Consider the following 14,832-nt stretch of genomic DNA (forward strand, 5'->3'; position numbering starts at 1 on the left):
GACGTCAGGCCGCCCCGACCTCCTCCTTTCCGGGACTCTCGCCCAGGATCCTCCTCCAGAGGTAGCCCACGACCACCCCGGCCAGAAATCCGCCCAGGCAGAACAGGAAGAGCAGAATGTCCCCCTCCTCCAGGGGCAGAACGGGGCCCCTGGCTTCCCTCCCGTGCTCGGCGGCGAAGGTCTCCACCACACTCTCGTCCATGCCCGACCAGGCCGCTTCCTCCCCCGCCTCCTCCTCGGTCACCTTGGCCCTGTCCCTCAAGGAGAAGGCGAGGGCCACGGAGGCCGCGGCCACGACGAGCACGGTGACCAGAGAGACGATGAACGCAGTCCGCTTTTCCATATCCGACCCTCCCTAATTCCCTCTCCCTCTCCTGGCGAAGACGGGGACGGCCTCGGCGAGCATCTCCGGCCTCCTTCCGGCGATGGCGGCCACGACGCCCCCCGTCACCACGCCCTCCAGGACCGCCAGGGGGAGCTGTGTAGGTAGGAAGGCCACGAAGACGGTACCCCACCGGCTCAGCACCCCGGCCGCGGTGGGAACGCCCAGGGCGAGCTGGAGGGCGGTGACCAGGTAAACGCAAAGGTCGCCCACGAAGCCGGCGAAGAAGGCGGCCAGAAAGGTGTTGGCGCCCAGTCTCCTCGACAGCCGGTAGACGAAGAAACCGGCGAAGGAGCCCACCACGGCCATGGAGACCACGTTGGCCCCCCAGGTGGTGATGCCACCGTGGGCGAAGAAGAGGGCCTGGAAGAGGAGGGCGATGCCTCCCATGAGGGCGGAGACCGCCGGCCCTATGACCACGGACGCCATGGGGGTACCGCAGGGATGGGAGCAGGTCCCGCTGATGGGAACGGGAATGGGCAACAGGGAGAAGATGAAGATGAGGGCTCCCATGAGGGCCATCTGCGGCCCCCGGGACCGGTCCCTCCTCAGCTCTCTGGACATGACGTAGAGGCCGGCGGCGACGAAGACTGCGGCCACCCCGTACCAGAGGCCGGCCCACGCACCGGGTAGGATGCCCTCCGCTATGTGCATGGCGTAAACGCGGTCGCGCAACTGGACGGCCAGGGCGAAAACGGCCATGAAGAGCGCCAGCCTGATCCCCGGCGAACAGCGCATGCGCGATTCCCTTCGATCGCCGTCCTTCATTTCCCACCTCCTTCTTCCGCGGGAACGGGACCCTGCGAGCCCCTGTCCCCGGCTGCCATCTCCAGCAGTGCGTTGGCCGCCGCCACGGCCACGGAGCTTCCTCCCCTACTCCCCTGCACGGTGATGTAGGGTATCCCCAGGGCCATGAGGCTCCTCTTGGATTCCAAGGCCTGGATGAAGCCCACCGGTGTACCGATTACCAAAGCGGGCGCCGTTCCCTCCTCGCGGACCAGGCGGATGACGGTCATGAGAGCGGTAGGGGCGTTGCCCACGACCACCACCGAGCCGTCAAGGTGACCCCGGAGATCCAGGATCCCGTTACCTACGCGCGTACCGGAAGCGGGAACTTCTTCCCGTCTTTCGGCGGCGCAATATACCGGGCATCCCAGCCGCTCCAGCACTCCGCGGTTCAGCCCCGCCTTGACCATGCCCACGTCGGCGATCACCGCAGCGCCCCGCCGCAAGGCCTTCACGCCGCTGTCCACCGCTCCCGGGCTGAAGAAAACGCTCCCCAGGATGGTGGGGTCGCCGGTGGCGTGCAGGATGCGCATGAGGACCTTCTCCTCCCCCTCCCGGAAGCACCGATTTCCCAGGATGTCCCGGGCCAGGCGCATGCTGGCCCGCATGATCTCCTCTCCGGTGACGGACCTCCACCGCTCCGCGGACCCATCGTAGAACGCGTCCGGGAGCTCCGCGGCGATCCAGCGGGCCAGCGCCTCGAAGAGCCATGGCTGCTCCCCGAGGCTGGGGAGCAATTCCAGCCTGATCCCGGGCTTACGCTCCGCGAGCCTTTCCACCAGGCTGGGTATGTCCTGGCGGAGATGCCTCCCGGGGTGCAGGAAAAGGGGCAGGACGTAGACGACCTCTATGGAATCCTCCTGCATGCGCTCCACGGCCTTCTCGAGGCTGGGCCTGTTGAACTGAAGGTATGCCGCCTCGAGCTGCAGACCGTCGGGCAGGAGGTTCGCCGCTCTACGCAGCAGTTCCTCCATCCACCGAGTCGTACTTTCGTCCTCCCTACTGCCGTGGGCGAGGAGGATGACGCCGGACTTCTCCATATCCGAGTTCCGCTGGTCTCCAGATATTTAAGCAAATAAAATGGATTATAATTAAATTAATTTGTTTTTCTAATTTGTCAACCAATACGGCCGCCCGATCGCGAAGTAGTCGAGAAGGAGCAGGGTCCCGATCCATCCCGCGACGCGCCCGCCGGGGAGGTCACAGCAATCGAAACTTCCAGATAGTGCCGGGAACCCTCATATATGGAATCATCTTCCAGAAGAGCAGGTCATGCTAGGGACCGTGGGTCTACCGCCGAAGCGAACACAGCCTCCCAATCCCTTTCCGGACTCCAGAGGGTCGCCCTTGCCCAACCCACGGCTCCGATACGCGACAACATGACGTCTCCCTTCCCGCGCCCGGCGCGCTTCCGGGGATTAATTAAACCCTCGAGGGCGTGCGGACCCGGGAGAAGCCGTGCCGCGGAAAGCCTTCGCGGTACGAAGGCAGGTCTCGGTGACGCCTGACAGGGGCCGGCCCTGGCCTGCAAGGCCAAAGCCTCCAGGGGCAAGACCGGCGCGTATGATGTGAAATCCCCGGCCACGGAAAGGACGGGAACCTTATTCTCCGGATGCAGCTCCCCGGCCTCATTTACGACCTCGAGCCAGCCGCACCCGAAAAGGCTTTCTTCCAAGAGGGAACGAGGCGATTCGCCCCTGGCGGCGGCGCAATGCCGTGAGGGGAAAAGGATCCCCCACCGCTCTCGTAACGGAAGAGAGGCGGTCGGAGAAAAGTGAGAACGCACGTCGAAGCAGGGTGGATATCCACTCGCCCGGTCCTTTCACAGCGCCGGCAAGAGCCGCAGCTCCCGGCATACTTCTTCCGACCCTTAGGGAACGTGGTTGCTCATCCCTCTACCGACCGGGCGAGGTCAGTCAGCTCGTAGCCGATATCCTCCTCCTCCAGCCTGGCCAGGAGGGAGGACAGGTAATCCTCCGATACCACCACCCGGAAATCCATCCCCGAGTTGGCCGCCTCCACCACCGCCTCCCGAACCCCGTAGAAATAATGCGGGTTTCTCCTGATCTTCCTCAGGAGGGCCAGGGCCTCCAGCCCTATGCAGCCCAGGAGGGCCTTCCCGTTCAGTTCCGATCGCAGGAGCTCAATGTCGGCGGCGCGCGAACCTCCTTTTTCCACCGTGGGCACGCTGAAGACGCGGACCCGCCCCTTGCGCAGGGGTATGATCCCCCGGATCTCGGTGACCCCCACGTCCTCCCCCTTCTTCGCGGAGGTGGCGGCGACGGCCCTCACCGCCCCCAGAGGCCTGGTGGTGGCCATGAGGAGGCCCCCTTCCATGAACAGCGCCACCTCCTGACCCTTTCGGATGGCGCTCTCGGCTATGGCCGCGCAGACTGAGATCCCGGTTATGGCCTCCCCAACCCTATCCAGATAGGAGACCAGGTCCCGATAGGCGGAGAGCATCCAGGCCACGCCTTCCCTGGTCACCCGGTACTTGGAGCGCCCGTACTGCTCTATCCAGCCGTTCTCCTTCAGTTCCTGGAAATATTCGGATATGGCCTGGTTGGTGAGGTCGAGCCTCTCGGCGATGTCCTTCTGCTGCACGTTGGGCTGGCGCAGTGCTATCTCCACCAGGATCTGGAATTTGACGCTGAGGTTCCTGTTCTTAAGAACGTCCATGTCCGGAAAACGCCACCGTGGTCCGCCGATGCGTCAATTCTAACCTCAAAGCCATGGCGAGTAAATCTTCCCATTCCGTCCGGGCGAGGGAGAACGAACGCGCGCCGCTCCCGCCGCGCCGCCCCGCCGGCCGGAACTGGTTCTTGCGACGAGAACGAGACCCGACCGGCCTCCGCCATCTCCGTCCCTGACGCTTGCAATCTGGGGGGAAAACGGTGCCGCCTCAGGCCGGACATCCCGAGACCGTCGCCCGACCCGAGGTGCCCCCTCGCCAAACACACGGGGGTGTACTACCCTGCGCAAGGACGCGACGCCGTGATCGTTCACCGGAACCGCCCTGTCGGACCCCGGCGTAGCCTCTGGCTTTGGCGGGTATGGCCGGGCCTCAGCACCAACGGATCCGGAAAAGTACGCCGGCTCCTCCTTTGTTGCACCTCCGGCGACGGAGGGGGAGCGCAGGACTCAAACCCTCTCGATGATCATGGCGATGCCCTGGCCGCCGCCGCAACAGAGGGAACCCAGGCCGTACCTCCCGCCCCTCTCCTTGAGGGCGGTCATCAGGGTCACCAGGATGCGCGCTCCCGTAGACCCCACGGGATGCCCCAGGGCGATACCGCTGCCGTAGATGTTGGTCTTCTCCATGTCCAGGCCCAGCTCCCGGATGCAGGCCACGGCCTGAGCGGCGAAGGCCTCGTTGAGCTCGATGACGTCGATGTCCTCGAGCCTCAGGCCCGCCTTCTCCAAGGCCTTGGGGATGGCGTAGATGGGGCCCACCCCCATGATGTCCGGGTCCACGCCCACATAGGACCAGGAGACCACGCGGGCCAGGGGCTTCACGCCCAGCTCCTGGGCCTTCTCCCCGGACATGACCACCAGTGCGGCGGCCCCGTCGTTTATCCCCGAGGCGTTGCCCGCGGTCACCGTCCCTCCCTCTTTGAAGGCCGGCTTGAGGGCGGCCAGCTTCTCCAGGGTGGTGTCCGGAAGAGGGTGCTCATCGGTGTCGAAGACCACCGTCCCCTTGCGCGTCTGGACCTCCACGGGAACGATCTCCTCCTTGAACTTCCCGGCGGAGATGGCCGCCGCGGCGCGGCGCTGGCTCTCCAGGGCGTAGGCGTCCTGCTCCTCCCTCGAGATCCCGTATCGCTCGGCCACGTTCTCCGCCGTGAGGCCCATGATCAACCCGTTGTAGGGGTCGGTGAGGATGTCCGTGAGGCCGTCCTTCATCACGCTGTTGCGCATGCGCCTTCCCCAGCGCAGGTCGTCGTTGTAGAAGGGAATGTTGCTCATGCTCTCCACCCCCCCGGCCACCACGACCCCCGAATCCCCCATCTTGATGGCCCGGGCGGCGTCCACCACCGCCTGCATCCCCGACCCGCATGCCCTTCCCACCATGTTGCAGGGCACGGTGTAAGGTATCCCCGCCTTCAACGAGCCCATGCGCGCGGGCATACACAGCTCGTCGTAACGCACCGCCACCTGCCCGAAGATGACCTCGTCCACCTGGTCGGGGCGGATATCGGCTCGTCGCAAAGCCTCCTGGATGACCAGACGCACCAGCTCCGCGGGCATGACGTCCTTGAGGCTACCCCCGAAACGTCCGATGGGGGTGCGGCAACCGCTGACGATGTAGACCTCCTCCATCTTCCCTCCTTGGCTCCTCGGGTGTCTCACGAACCTTGCTCCGTTCCTGCCGCATGGGCCCCGCGCGAAGGGCCGGGCCGGCGCTGCCCTCGCCTCCAGGCGGGAGGAAGGACCCATGCCGCCTCGCGCCTGATGGGTCCGGATTATTATATTACGGCTTGAGATTCACGGGGCGGGAAAGGGGAAGGCCGGCTATCGCCGGCCTTCCGCTCACCCCTCCCTTTCTCGCTTTCCGCCCGCCGTTCCATAGGCGTCAAAGTGGGACGGGGATGGACTGGCCGTCTTCCGCCCTCGCGGTATCACTCCCCGAAGCCTATGGAGCAGGTGCCCCCGGACATCACCTTGCCCGTCTCGGGGCTGCGGTAGACGAAGTACATGGCCCGCTCCACGGCCACTCCCGCGGAACAGCTCTTCCCGTAGACCGCCGCTTCCGCTCCCGGTTCCTCCATGTACTCGGCGAATATGCGCGTGGACACGTCGGTGGAGGCCAGGGCGGGATCCTGGTCGTCCACCTTGATGGTGTAACGGAAACGGGGTGGGCACGGGTACTCCTTGACCACCTTGGTCCCCTCCGGGGTCATGTAGGTGGCGGTGATCTTCACCCAGTGGTCATTTGGGTTCATGACCAGGACGTAGGTGTCGAACCCTCCCCCCGTATAACCCTCGGCCAGGGCCCACTCGTCGAACAGGCACGGTGTTCCGACGGACGTCGCCCCGTCGCTGGCCGTCCCGTAACGGAAGTACACCGAGCGCTCGGCGACTATACAGGCCTCGCTCCCGGTGCAGGCCGCCTCGGTCCCGCCACCGGACGGACAGGCCGTGACCATGGTGGAGACGTCGGAACCCTCCAGCCCGGGCACTTGGTCCACGAAAATGGTGTCCCGCGAGTAGGCGGGCACCCCTTCATGGGTCACGCTCACGGGAGTGAATCCCGGGCTGTTGGAGAAGAAGGTGTAGGTGATGTCCACGGGAGAGGGGTTGGGGTTCATGGACATCACCCAGGTGTCGAAGTCTCCTCCCGTATATCCCTCCGGCAGATACCAGACCGGCGCCGTGCCGGTGGCCCCTATGGAGGAGGAGCCGCCGGCCTTCCCGTAGTAGTCGAAGTACATGGCCCGCTCCGCCACCAGCGGCTTATCGGAGAGTATCCAAGTGGACACCGAGGTGTCGTCGAACCTGACCTGCTCGGGATCGGTGGCCGGCGGCGGTTCGTAGGTGGCGGAGATGTAATTCTCCGAGCCCTCCGTCCACACCAGGTCGTCCAGCTTGACGGTTACCCTCCTGCCGGCAGGCACGTCCACCTTGAAAGGGTAGTAGCGGCCGTCGGCGGGCTTCATCAGCTTGAGCCATGCGCCCCTGGCGTCCTCCTCCCCCGGGTTCATGAGCAGCACGTAGGTGTCGAAGCTGCCTCCCGTGTAGCCCTCCGGGAGATACCAGGTGCACGAGGGGTGGCTGGCTCCGATGGAGCAATGCCCTCCGGCGCGCTGCCCTCCGTAGCTGAAGTACATGGCCCGCTCGGCCACGATGCCGCTTCCCTCCACCTTGACCTCCGTGGCCACCTCCCGGTCCCCGAGCTCCGGAAGGGCGTTTAGATACACGGTGGTCCGGGTCTCCCCCCGCAGGGGCACCTCCAGGGGCTCGAGCTCTCCCTCAGGGGTGAGGAAACGCAGGGTAGCCACGGTGTCCACCTGGTTGGGGTTCTGGATGAGGATCCAGGTGTCGAAGTCTCCGCCGGTGAAACCCTCGGCGAAATACCAACCGCTGCTCCCGCAGGCGGCATTAAAATCCCCCGCCGCCACGTGAAAGGCGCCAGCCAGTAAGATGAAAAGAAGTATCGATGAAGTCGCCATGATAAACTTTCCCGCCCCATAGCGCCCTCTCATAGACATCCCCTCCCTCGTCTCCCCATCCATAGCCATCTGACCCTGAAAGGTAGGCAACACGGGTTCCTTTCATCCCATCCGCATCCCTCCCTTCAACCTCGCCCACGCCCGACCGAGGCCCACTCGCGTCCATGACGCTCACGGGTATGACAAGGCCCGTTACGGGTTCAAGGCCACGGCCGGGCAGCCCCACGGAAAACACGAAGGCCGCCGTCTGTCTAGGCGGCGGCCTGATCCATCCTCTCCCCTCCTTTCGCATCCTTTGCTTTTTATCGGCAAAGACGGGCCGAGGGTTTATCGGAATTCGAGGATTCCCAGGGTGTCGCTGCCCTTGCCGGCGGGGAGAAGGCGATATGCGGTCGTTCACGCGAACGATGGTCCTTCCATCCCCGCCCGCGGAATTTGAGTCCGCATCCCATTGCGGGGATCGTCTAAGGAGATGAGGAAGCCGAGTCCTGGCGCCCCAATATCGGCAAAGACGGGCCGAGGGTTTATCGGAATTCGAGGATTCCCAGGGTGTCGCTGCCCTTGCCGGCGGGGAGAAGGCGATATGCGGTCGTTCACGCGAACGATGGTCCTTCCATCCCCGCCCGCGGAATTTGAGTCCGCATCCCATTGCGGGGATCGTCTAAGGAGATGAGGAAGCCGAGTCCTGGCGCCCCAAGAGAGAGCCGGCACACCGATGATGGCGGTTTCGACCCTTTTGAAGGCCTTCGATCCCGGTGTCCCTACGGGTTCCCGGAGATCGCCGGCTATTCGAGGCCCTGCACCGGGCTCCCCGGTAGCGGCGGGCGGGGGCCGGGGACCTGCGCCTGCCCCCGCCGATCGCCCGCTCTTCCCCCATCCCCCGACCAGGTCCGGAGGCCCCTTCCGGGCGAGGCCGAGACCGCGACTCAACGGCTCTTCAGGAAGCGGCTCACGGAGCGGTCGTAGGTCCTCTCCACCTCGGGAGGGAAGAAACAGGCGGGGAGCTCCCCGTTGCGGCGGTGGTAATGGAGGCACTCGCAGCAGTAACCCTTGCGGGAGCAGGGTTCGTAGGTGCAGTTGCACATCTCCAGATTGGCGCGGTGATTTCGGCATTCCTCCGGCATCTCTCCTCCTTCAAGCTCGAACGTTTCCCTCGACCACCTTCGCGCCGTGCCGGGGACGAGCGCCCGGATGGTCGACACCTTCGGGCCCTCCCTTCCCGCCTCGCGTTTCCCGGCCAGGACCTCTCGCATGCTCCGGGCTCCTGAAACCGGTCACCCTCCTGCCACGGTCTCCAGCGGTCATCCCCGGGCATGATCCGGCGCATCGAACCTCAAACCTGCCACCTCCCGCCCCGGAAATTGCCGGGGAGCGGTGCGCGGATCATCACTACTTCGACTTGCGGCTCCAGCTCAACCCGGCCCACGCCGGCAATCACCGGGCTGCTGGTCCGTAGATTATCACCGTGTCCCCGGGACGCGAACCCGTCCGGGCGGATAGGCTCCCCCCGCTCACCCCTAGGGCCATCACCCCCGATGAGTCCTCGAAGAGTAGTGGGGATCCCGCCTCTACCTCCCCGAAGGTGGAGGCCAGGACGAACTCCATCTCTCCCTCTCCCAGCCCCACTATGACGCGGTCACCCCGCCGGTGGCCCAGTCCCTCCACCTGCTCCGGGTAAGCGTTGAGGCGCAGGGAGCCGAAACGGTCCACGTCTATGACCGTGGCGTAAACGGCGCCCTCGCCCTCTTTCGCCCTCCCCCAGGGAGCGGGGGCCAGGTCCTCTGCGTCCATGGGCATCCCCATCTCCGATGGGTCCACACCGAGGGAGAGGTGGGCGGCCACCGGGGCGAAGATGTCGCGGGCGTGGAAGGTGGGGTGGACGGGACGGCGGAAGAAGTCGCTGTTCTCCAGGAAGAAGGCGCGGGTCACGCCCCCCAGCCTTTCCGCTGCAGGAAGGAGCAACCCGTTGTCCGGACCCACCAGAAAATCGCCCCTTCGGCACTGCAGGGCCACGGCCAGGCGCCGCGTACCCACGCCGGGGTCCACCACCGCCAGGTGCACCCCCACGGGGAGATGGGGAAGGGCGGCGGCGAGCACCAGGGCCCCCTTCCCGATGTCGAAGGGCGGTATCTCGTGGCTGAGGTCCACGACCACCGCCCTGGGGTTGATGGAGAGGATGACCCCTTTCACCACCCCCACCCATTCCTCCGAGGTCCCGAAATCGCTGGTGAAGGTGATCAGTCCCTCCAGGCGCGCCTCCCCGGTATCCACCTCCCGCCTCCTTTCCGGCTCAACCCGATCCCAGCACGGTCACCCACACCCTGCGCCGCCGCGGCCCGTCGAACTCGCACAGGAACACCCCCTGCCAGGTGCCCAGGGCCAAGTCCCCTCCGAAGACGGGCAGGGCGGCGGAGAAGCCCACCAGGCTGGCCTTGATGTGGGCGTCGGCGTTTCCCTCCCGGTGGCGGTACCTGCCCCGGGGCACCAGCCTCTCCAGGTGCTCGATGATGTCCGCGGCCACGTCCGGGTCGGCGGCCTCGTTGACCGTCACCCCGGCCGTGGTGTGGGGGATGTAGACCTGGCATATCCCTTCCCGAACCCCGGAGCCGCGCACAACTTCCCGCACCCTCGAGGTGATGTCGACGAGCTGAGCCCGCGTCCCGGTGCTCACCTCGAACTCCCCCCGGTAGGCCTTCATCCCTACGACGTCCATTCATCCGCTCCTTCCACCGCTCAACCCATGTCACGCGAGGAGCCGCACCATCATTGCGACTTCCGGTAACTCCCATCTCGCCCCGGCCGAATCCCGCTCCTGGGCGCAGGGAGGCGAAGACCGCCAATGCCAGCGCCCAAGCCCCTGCGGCCTGTCCCCGCGTCCTTCCGAAAGCTTATCCCATGCTCATGCGCAGGGAGGCCTCGAGGTTGAAGGGGGGCAAGTCCTCCGGGTCGATGACCACGTCCACCACCGCCGGCCCTTCCGCGGCCAGCGCCTCGCTCAGGACCGGGCGGATGTCCGCCACCTTCTCCAGCCTCCACCCCGCCGCTCCGAAGGAGCGGGCCAGGGCGGCGAAGTCCGGGTTGCCGTGGCAGGTGCCCAGTATCCTCCCCTGGCACTGCACCCTCTGCCGGATGTTCAGGACCCGGTACATGTGGTCGTTCATCACCAGTACCAGGACCTTTATCCCCTCCCGGCAGGCGGTCTCCAGGTCCTGCAGGGTCATCATGAAGTCCCCGTCCCCCAGGATGGCCACCACCTCCCGTTCCGGGCGCACCAGCTTGGCGGCTAGGGCGGCGGGGAAGCCGAAGCCCATGGCCCCGAAGTTCACCGCCGAGAGGTAGGTCAGGGGCTCCAGGCAGGGAAGGAAGGCCATGGGATAGAGGAGGTGAGTGCCCGCTCCCACGGTGATTATCCTCTCTCGCGGCAGGAGGTGGACCAGTTCGTGGATCACCCTGGCTCCGGAAAGCGGCTCCCGGTCCGAGTTCCGGGCCTGTTCCACCAGCGCCCTCCACTCCGTGCGTTTTCCTTCCAGGAATTCCCACCACTCCCTGCGGTCCGGCGGCCGATAATCCTTCACCGCGTCCACGGCCTCGAGGAGGAAATCGCGCGCGTCGGCCTCGATGGGCAACTGGGGCCGCCTCCGGCAGTTGAGCATGGCCTCCATGTCGATGTTCACCAGCACCAGCTCCCCGGGGATGGGGAGGGTGTACTCGTAGGAGGTGAGGTCGGAGATGATGCAACCCACCCCCAGGATGACGTCCGCCTCCGATAGGGCGGCGTCGGCCACCGTGTTCCCTCCTCCGAACCCGGCCCTCCCCAGGCACAGGGGGTGGTCCTCGGGGATGGTGCCCCGCCCGTTCCCGGTGGTGGCCACGGGGACGCGGAGGGTCTCCGCCAGTCGCACCAGGAGCTCCGAGGCTCCCGAGTAGGCCACTCCTCCCCCGGAGAGGATGAGGGGTCTTTTGGCCTCCTTCACCTTTTCCAGAGCCTTCCAGACGTCCTCCACGTGCAGTGGGGGGCGGTGTTCGGCGGCGAAGCGGAAGCGGGGCGCCTCCACCTTCACCTCCTCCTCCCACACGTCCTCGGGGACCTCTATGAGCACCGGGCCCCTTCCCCCCGAGACGGCCAGGGTATAGGCCTGCGAGAGCACGGCGGCGGTATGGTCCGCCTCCTCCACCCGGAAGACCCCCCGGCATAAAGAGGAAAATATTTCCATGTGGTTGGCTTCCAGCATGCCGTCGCTGCCACGTAGCTTCCTCTTCACCGCCCCGCTGAAGAGGATCATGGGGCTCCCGTCCTTATAGGCATTGGCCACGGAGATGAGGGCGTTCAGGGTGCCGGGGCCGGAGTGGGTGAGCGCCACCCCGGGGATTCCCGTCAGCCGTCCCTCGGCGTCGGCCATGCTCGCCGCCACCTGTTCATGGCGGCAGGAGATGTAACGGATGTCCTCCCGGTGATCGTAGAGGGCGTTGACGAAGGCGAAGTTTGAGGTGCCGATGATACCGTAGATGCGGCGGACCCCCATGACCTTCAGGCCCTCGATGAGCATCTGCGCGCAGTTCATGGGCCGCTCCTCCTTCTCCCGCCCCGGGCCGGCGATGGCCAGACCCCGTATCTTCCACCGGGAAGTCCACCCCGCTTACTGCAACGCGAAATCATCGCACACCCCCTGTGCTCACTCCACGCCGTTGACCACGAAGCGGGGTTTCTCTCCCGAGAGCACCCGCATGACGTTGTCTATGGTCACCTGGAGCATGCGCACCCGGCTCTCGTTGGTGCCTCCCGCCACGTGGGGGGAGAGGATGACCCGGTCGGACTTGAGAAGCGGGTTGTCGGGTTCCACCGGCTCCCGGGCGAAGACGTCCAGGCCCGCGCCGGCTATCCTCCCTTCCTGCAGGGTCTCGGCCAGGGCCTCCTCGTCCACCACCTCCCCCCGTGCCAGGTTCAGGAGGTAGGCGTCGGGTTTCATCAAGCCCAGCCTCTCCCGGTCGATGAGGTGACGGGTCTCCGGGGTCAGGGGAACGTGGAGGGTGACGATGTCCGAGGCGCGCAGGAGCTCCTCAAGCTCCGCGTACTCCGCCCCCAGTTCCTCCTCTTTCTCCGCCGGGAGGCGAACCAGGTCGTAATAGAGGACTCGGCAGCCGAAGGGCCGCAGGCGCACCGCCACCTCCCTTCCGATGTTGCCCATCCCCACGATGCCCACCGTCTTGCCCTGCAGCTCGTAAAGCCCCAGGGTGAAGATGTCCTGCTGCCCCCACTCCCCCGCGGCGGTCTTGTTATGGAAGTAAAGGGCCTTCTTGAGCAGGCAGAGCATGAACATCACGGCGTGCTCCGCCACCCCCACGGCGTTGGCCGCCCCCACGTTGGCCACCGGTATCCCCGCCTCACGCGTGGCTTCCAGGTCTATGTGCTGGTAACCGATGCTGGGCTGCTGGATGAGCCGGCAGCCCCGCGCCGCCTCCGCCACCCGGGCGTCTATGGGCAGGCGGAAGGTGAAATCGCCGATTATCACGTCCGCCCCTCGCACCGCCTCCTCCAGGCCGGGGCCCGGATCCCCCTGGTAGACCTCCACCGTGACCTCGCGACCTTCCAGGACCCCGGACAGCATCCCCCTGACCGCCTCCTCCGGCAGGGGCGAGAGCACCACCACCCTGGACATCTCCACCTCCCTTTCTATCCGGACCTCCAGGCTTCCATCCGCTCATCCGCCGGGATTTTCCGGTATCCATCGGCTTCCAGGAATCGCTCCCTCGTCTCTCCCTCTCCTCCCACGGCCTCCGCCGGGAGGACGCGAGGCCCCGGAAAACCCGGCCGCAAGCGATCGCCTCCCACGCCCCGGCACGCCAGTCCGGCGGAGGGAAGCCCGCCTACCATGAATGATGCCCACATCACACCATTATTATCCATATTTTATGAGCCACGGCCGGGAGTTTCCTGATTCCTTGAGGCGGTGGCCTATGCGGGGGGCGCATCGGCGGGAGCCGGATCCTATTGAGCCGGCGGGGATAAGAGCCACGGCGCCGGGAGTTTTTGTGCTTCTTGAGGTATGGCCTGCGGAGAGGTTTTCGAGATCTGGGCTCAGGAATCCCTCGAACAGCGACCGCCGGAGGGTGTGTCGAGGTTGGCCTCCTCGTGTCTCAAGGGGTGTCGTGCCTCAAGGCGTGGCAGGCAAGTGCGGCCACGCGGTTCCGCTTCCCTCCATCCCGGGCAGCGACGCCGGTCAGGTGGAGGCACGAGGCGAAGCCGTCCCGCACCCGCGTCGCGAAGTGCGGCCGAGGAGGTTCCCGGCATTCTCCGCGATATGGCAACGGCGAGCGCCACCTTCGAAGGATGCCGCGGATATAGCAAAGTTTTCCTTCCACTAAATTTTGAAATAACGGTCTGGAATCGCCATAAAATTCCATATTGAGCATAAACTCACCGCTCCCGCTGAATTGGAATACCTGCCCAAGCTCTGCGTTTAACCTTCAACGCAACCATATTGAAGACGCTGATTCCGCAAGCTACCGATCCTTGCTGTCCTCCATGGGAGAATTTGGCAGGTTCGCCGACATGGTAAGCGATGGGATGAGATTTAGCTGAGGCAGCGCCGTTGGGGCATTGGGACCGGCTCAGACGTAATCCTTGTAGCGCTCTATCTCCTCGTTGCGCAGGGCGAGCCTCTCCTCCGGTGAGGCCTCCAGGACCTTCCGCAGGGCATCGGCCAGGATGACCGGGTTGAAGGGCTTGACGATGTAACCATCCGCGCCCATGCGCCATCCCCGGGCGATGTCTTCCTCCTGGACCTTGGCGGTGAGCACCACCACGGGAAGGTCCCGCAACTGCTCGTCCTCCCGGACCAGCTTGAGGATCTCCCACCCGTCCATCTGGGGCATCATGATGTCCAGGACCAGCAGGTCGGGGCGGTTCTCGCGCATCATGCGCATGGCCGTCTTCCCGTCCCAGGCTTCCTCGACCTCGAAGTTCTCAAGCTCCAGGTTGATGCGCACCAGGCGGGTCACCATCGGATCGTCGTCTACCACCAGAACCCGGTAAGCCATCTCGCCCTCCCGCAACGTTTTCCCCTCTAGTCTAATCCCTGAGGCCCTTTCTGACAAACCATCCGCTCACATCCGCCCTCCGTGGAGGCGATGTCCGGCAGGGCTTCCGGTAGCCCTCCCTCTCCCGCTCTCCGACCGAAAAGGGCATCCGCTACGCCTGCGCCGGGTAGCGGAAACGGCCGCCCGGCCCGAGGGCACCCCCGCCGGCCTACCCTATGCTTATCGGAAAAGGCGGCCCGTTACTTCATAACTTGACTCCCCCGTCCGCGGGCTACAAGGAGAGGAGGAGCTTTGGCGACCCCATGGCCCGGAAAGGGAGCGCTCATAGGCCCCGCCTCACACCAAGGGAGTCATATCAGTCCCTGTCGCAACCACCGCCCTGGGATCCACCCTTTTCCTGCCTCCCCGGCGGACAAAGCAAGGTGGGGGCCCTCACGCCGTGCCGCGAGCGCCTCC

Annotated in this window: 12 protein-coding genes; all 12 read right to left on the reverse strand. The window is 65.5% G+C overall.

The genetic code is table 11. The annotated features are described in order from the left end of the window. Positions 1–4: 4 nt before the first annotated feature. Positions 5–343 (reverse strand): hypothetical protein, encoded by a 339-nt coding sequence (locus tag H7007_RS06840; protein ID WP_287154161.1) that lies wholly within the window; start codon positions 341–343, stop codon positions 5–7. Positions 344–355: 12 nt separating this feature from the next. Beyond that, the gene (locus H7007_RS06845) at positions 356–1,150 is read right to left on the reverse strand and encodes an energy-coupling factor ABC transporter permease (protein WP_287154163.1); all 795 of its coding nucleotides are present in this window, start codon (positions 1,148–1,150) and stop codon (positions 356–358) included. After that, positions 1,147–2,208: a precorrin-8X methylmutase gene (locus tag H7007_RS06850; RefSeq protein ID WP_287154164.1), complete on the reverse strand. Its 1,062-nt coding sequence runs from the start codon at positions 2,206–2,208 to the stop codon at positions 1,147–1,149. Before H7007_RS06850 ends, H7007_RS06845 begins: the two co-directional genes overlap by 4 nt. A gap of 847 nt (positions 2,209–3,055) precedes the next feature. Continuing rightward, complete coding sequence (locus H7007_RS06855) at positions 3,056–3,847, reverse strand: DUF7839 domain-containing protein (RefSeq protein WP_287154165.1); 792 nt, start codon at positions 3,845–3,847, stop codon at positions 3,056–3,058. A gap of 462 nt (positions 3,848–4,309) precedes the next feature. Then, entirely contained in the window at positions 4,310–5,488 is a 1,179-nt protein-coding gene (locus H7007_RS06860) for a thiolase family protein (protein WP_287154167.1), read from the reverse strand. 299 nt (positions 5,489–5,787) lie between these two features. Next, positions 5,788–7,338 (reverse strand): hypothetical protein, encoded by a 1,551-nt coding sequence (locus H7007_RS06865; protein WP_287154169.1) that lies wholly within the window; start codon positions 7,336–7,338, stop codon positions 5,788–5,790. Between the two features lie 926 nt (positions 7,339–8,264). After that, positions 8,265–8,462: a DUF6485 family protein gene (locus H7007_RS13700; RefSeq protein WP_350340628.1), complete on the reverse strand. Its 198-nt coding sequence runs from the start codon at positions 8,460–8,462 to the stop codon at positions 8,265–8,267. A gap of 310 nt (positions 8,463–8,772) precedes the next feature. After that, entirely contained in the window at positions 8,773–9,609 is an 837-nt protein-coding gene (locus tag H7007_RS06875) for an SAM hydrolase/SAM-dependent halogenase family protein (RefSeq protein WP_287154173.1), read from the reverse strand. A 19-nt stretch (positions 9,610–9,628) separates the two neighbouring features. After that, entirely contained in the window at positions 9,629–10,051 is a 423-nt protein-coding gene (locus H7007_RS06880) for a secondary thiamine-phosphate synthase enzyme YjbQ (RefSeq protein ID WP_287154174.1), read from the reverse strand. Between the two features lie 175 nt (positions 10,052–10,226). After that, a complete protein-coding gene (locus H7007_RS06885) occupies positions 10,227–11,900 on the reverse strand; it encodes a thiamine pyrophosphate-binding protein (protein ID WP_287154176.1) in 1,674 nt (557 codons plus the stop codon). A gap of 111 nt (positions 11,901–12,011) precedes the next feature. Then, a complete protein-coding gene (locus H7007_RS06890) occupies positions 12,012–12,995 on the reverse strand; it encodes a 2-hydroxyacid dehydrogenase (RefSeq protein WP_287154178.1) in 984 nt (327 codons plus the stop codon). A 952-nt stretch (positions 12,996–13,947) separates the two neighbouring features. Then, complete coding sequence (locus H7007_RS06895; RefSeq protein WP_287154179.1) at positions 13,948–14,376, reverse strand: response regulator transcription factor; 429 nt, start codon at positions 14,374–14,376, stop codon at positions 13,948–13,950. Positions 14,377–14,832 lie beyond the last annotated feature (456 nt).

Origin of the sequence: Candidatus Solincola tengchongensis (genome assembly GCF_015711935.1) — a bacterium.
In the GTDB taxonomy this organism is placed as follows: Bacteria; Actinomycetota; Geothermincolia; order Geothermincolales; family RBG-13-55-18; genus Solincola_A; species Solincola_A tengchongensis.

What these genes read in the sequence shown, in the direction of transcription:
- H7007_RS06855 (WP_287154165.1), bottom strand. Translation starts at nt 3,847, where the DNA reads ATGGACGTTCTTAAGAACAGGAACCTCAGCGTCAAATTCCAGATCCTG.
- H7007_RS06890 (WP_287154178.1), bottom strand. Translation starts at nt 12,995, where the DNA reads ATGTCCAGGGTGGTGGTGCTCTCGCCCCTGCCGGAGGAGGCGGTCAGG.
- H7007_RS06860 (WP_287154167.1), bottom strand. Translation starts at nt 5,488, where the DNA reads ATGGAGGAGGTCTACATCGTCAGCGGTTGCCGCACCCCCATCGGACGT.
- H7007_RS06845 (WP_287154163.1), bottom strand. Translation starts at nt 1,150, where the DNA reads ATGAAGGACGGCGATCGAAGGGAATCGCGCATGCGCTGTTCGCCGGGG.
- H7007_RS06850 (WP_287154164.1), bottom strand. Translation starts at nt 2,208, where the DNA reads ATGGAGAAGTCCGGCGTCATCCTCCTCGCCCACGGCAGTAGGGAGGAC.
- H7007_RS06880 (WP_287154174.1), bottom strand. Translation starts at nt 10,051, where the DNA reads ATGGACGTCGTAGGGATGAAGGCCTACCGGGGGGAGTTCGAGGTGAGC.
- H7007_RS13700 (WP_350340628.1), bottom strand. Translation starts at nt 8,462, where the DNA reads ATGCCGGAGGAATGCCGAAATCACCGCGCCAATCTGGAGATGTGCAAC.
- H7007_RS06865 (WP_287154169.1), bottom strand. Translation starts at nt 7,338, where the DNA reads ATGGCGACTTCATCGATACTTCTTTTCATCTTACTGGCTGGCGCCTTT.
- H7007_RS06885 (WP_287154176.1), bottom strand. Translation starts at nt 11,900, where the DNA reads ATGAACTGCGCGCAGATGCTCATCGAGGGCCTGAAGGTCATGGGGGTC.
- H7007_RS06895 (WP_287154179.1), bottom strand. Translation starts at nt 14,376, where the DNA reads ATGGCTTACCGGGTTCTGGTGGTAGACGACGATCCGATGGTGACCCGC.
- H7007_RS06840 (WP_287154161.1), bottom strand. Translation starts at nt 343, where the DNA reads ATGGAAAAGCGGACTGCGTTCATCGTCTCTCTGGTCACCGTGCTCGTC.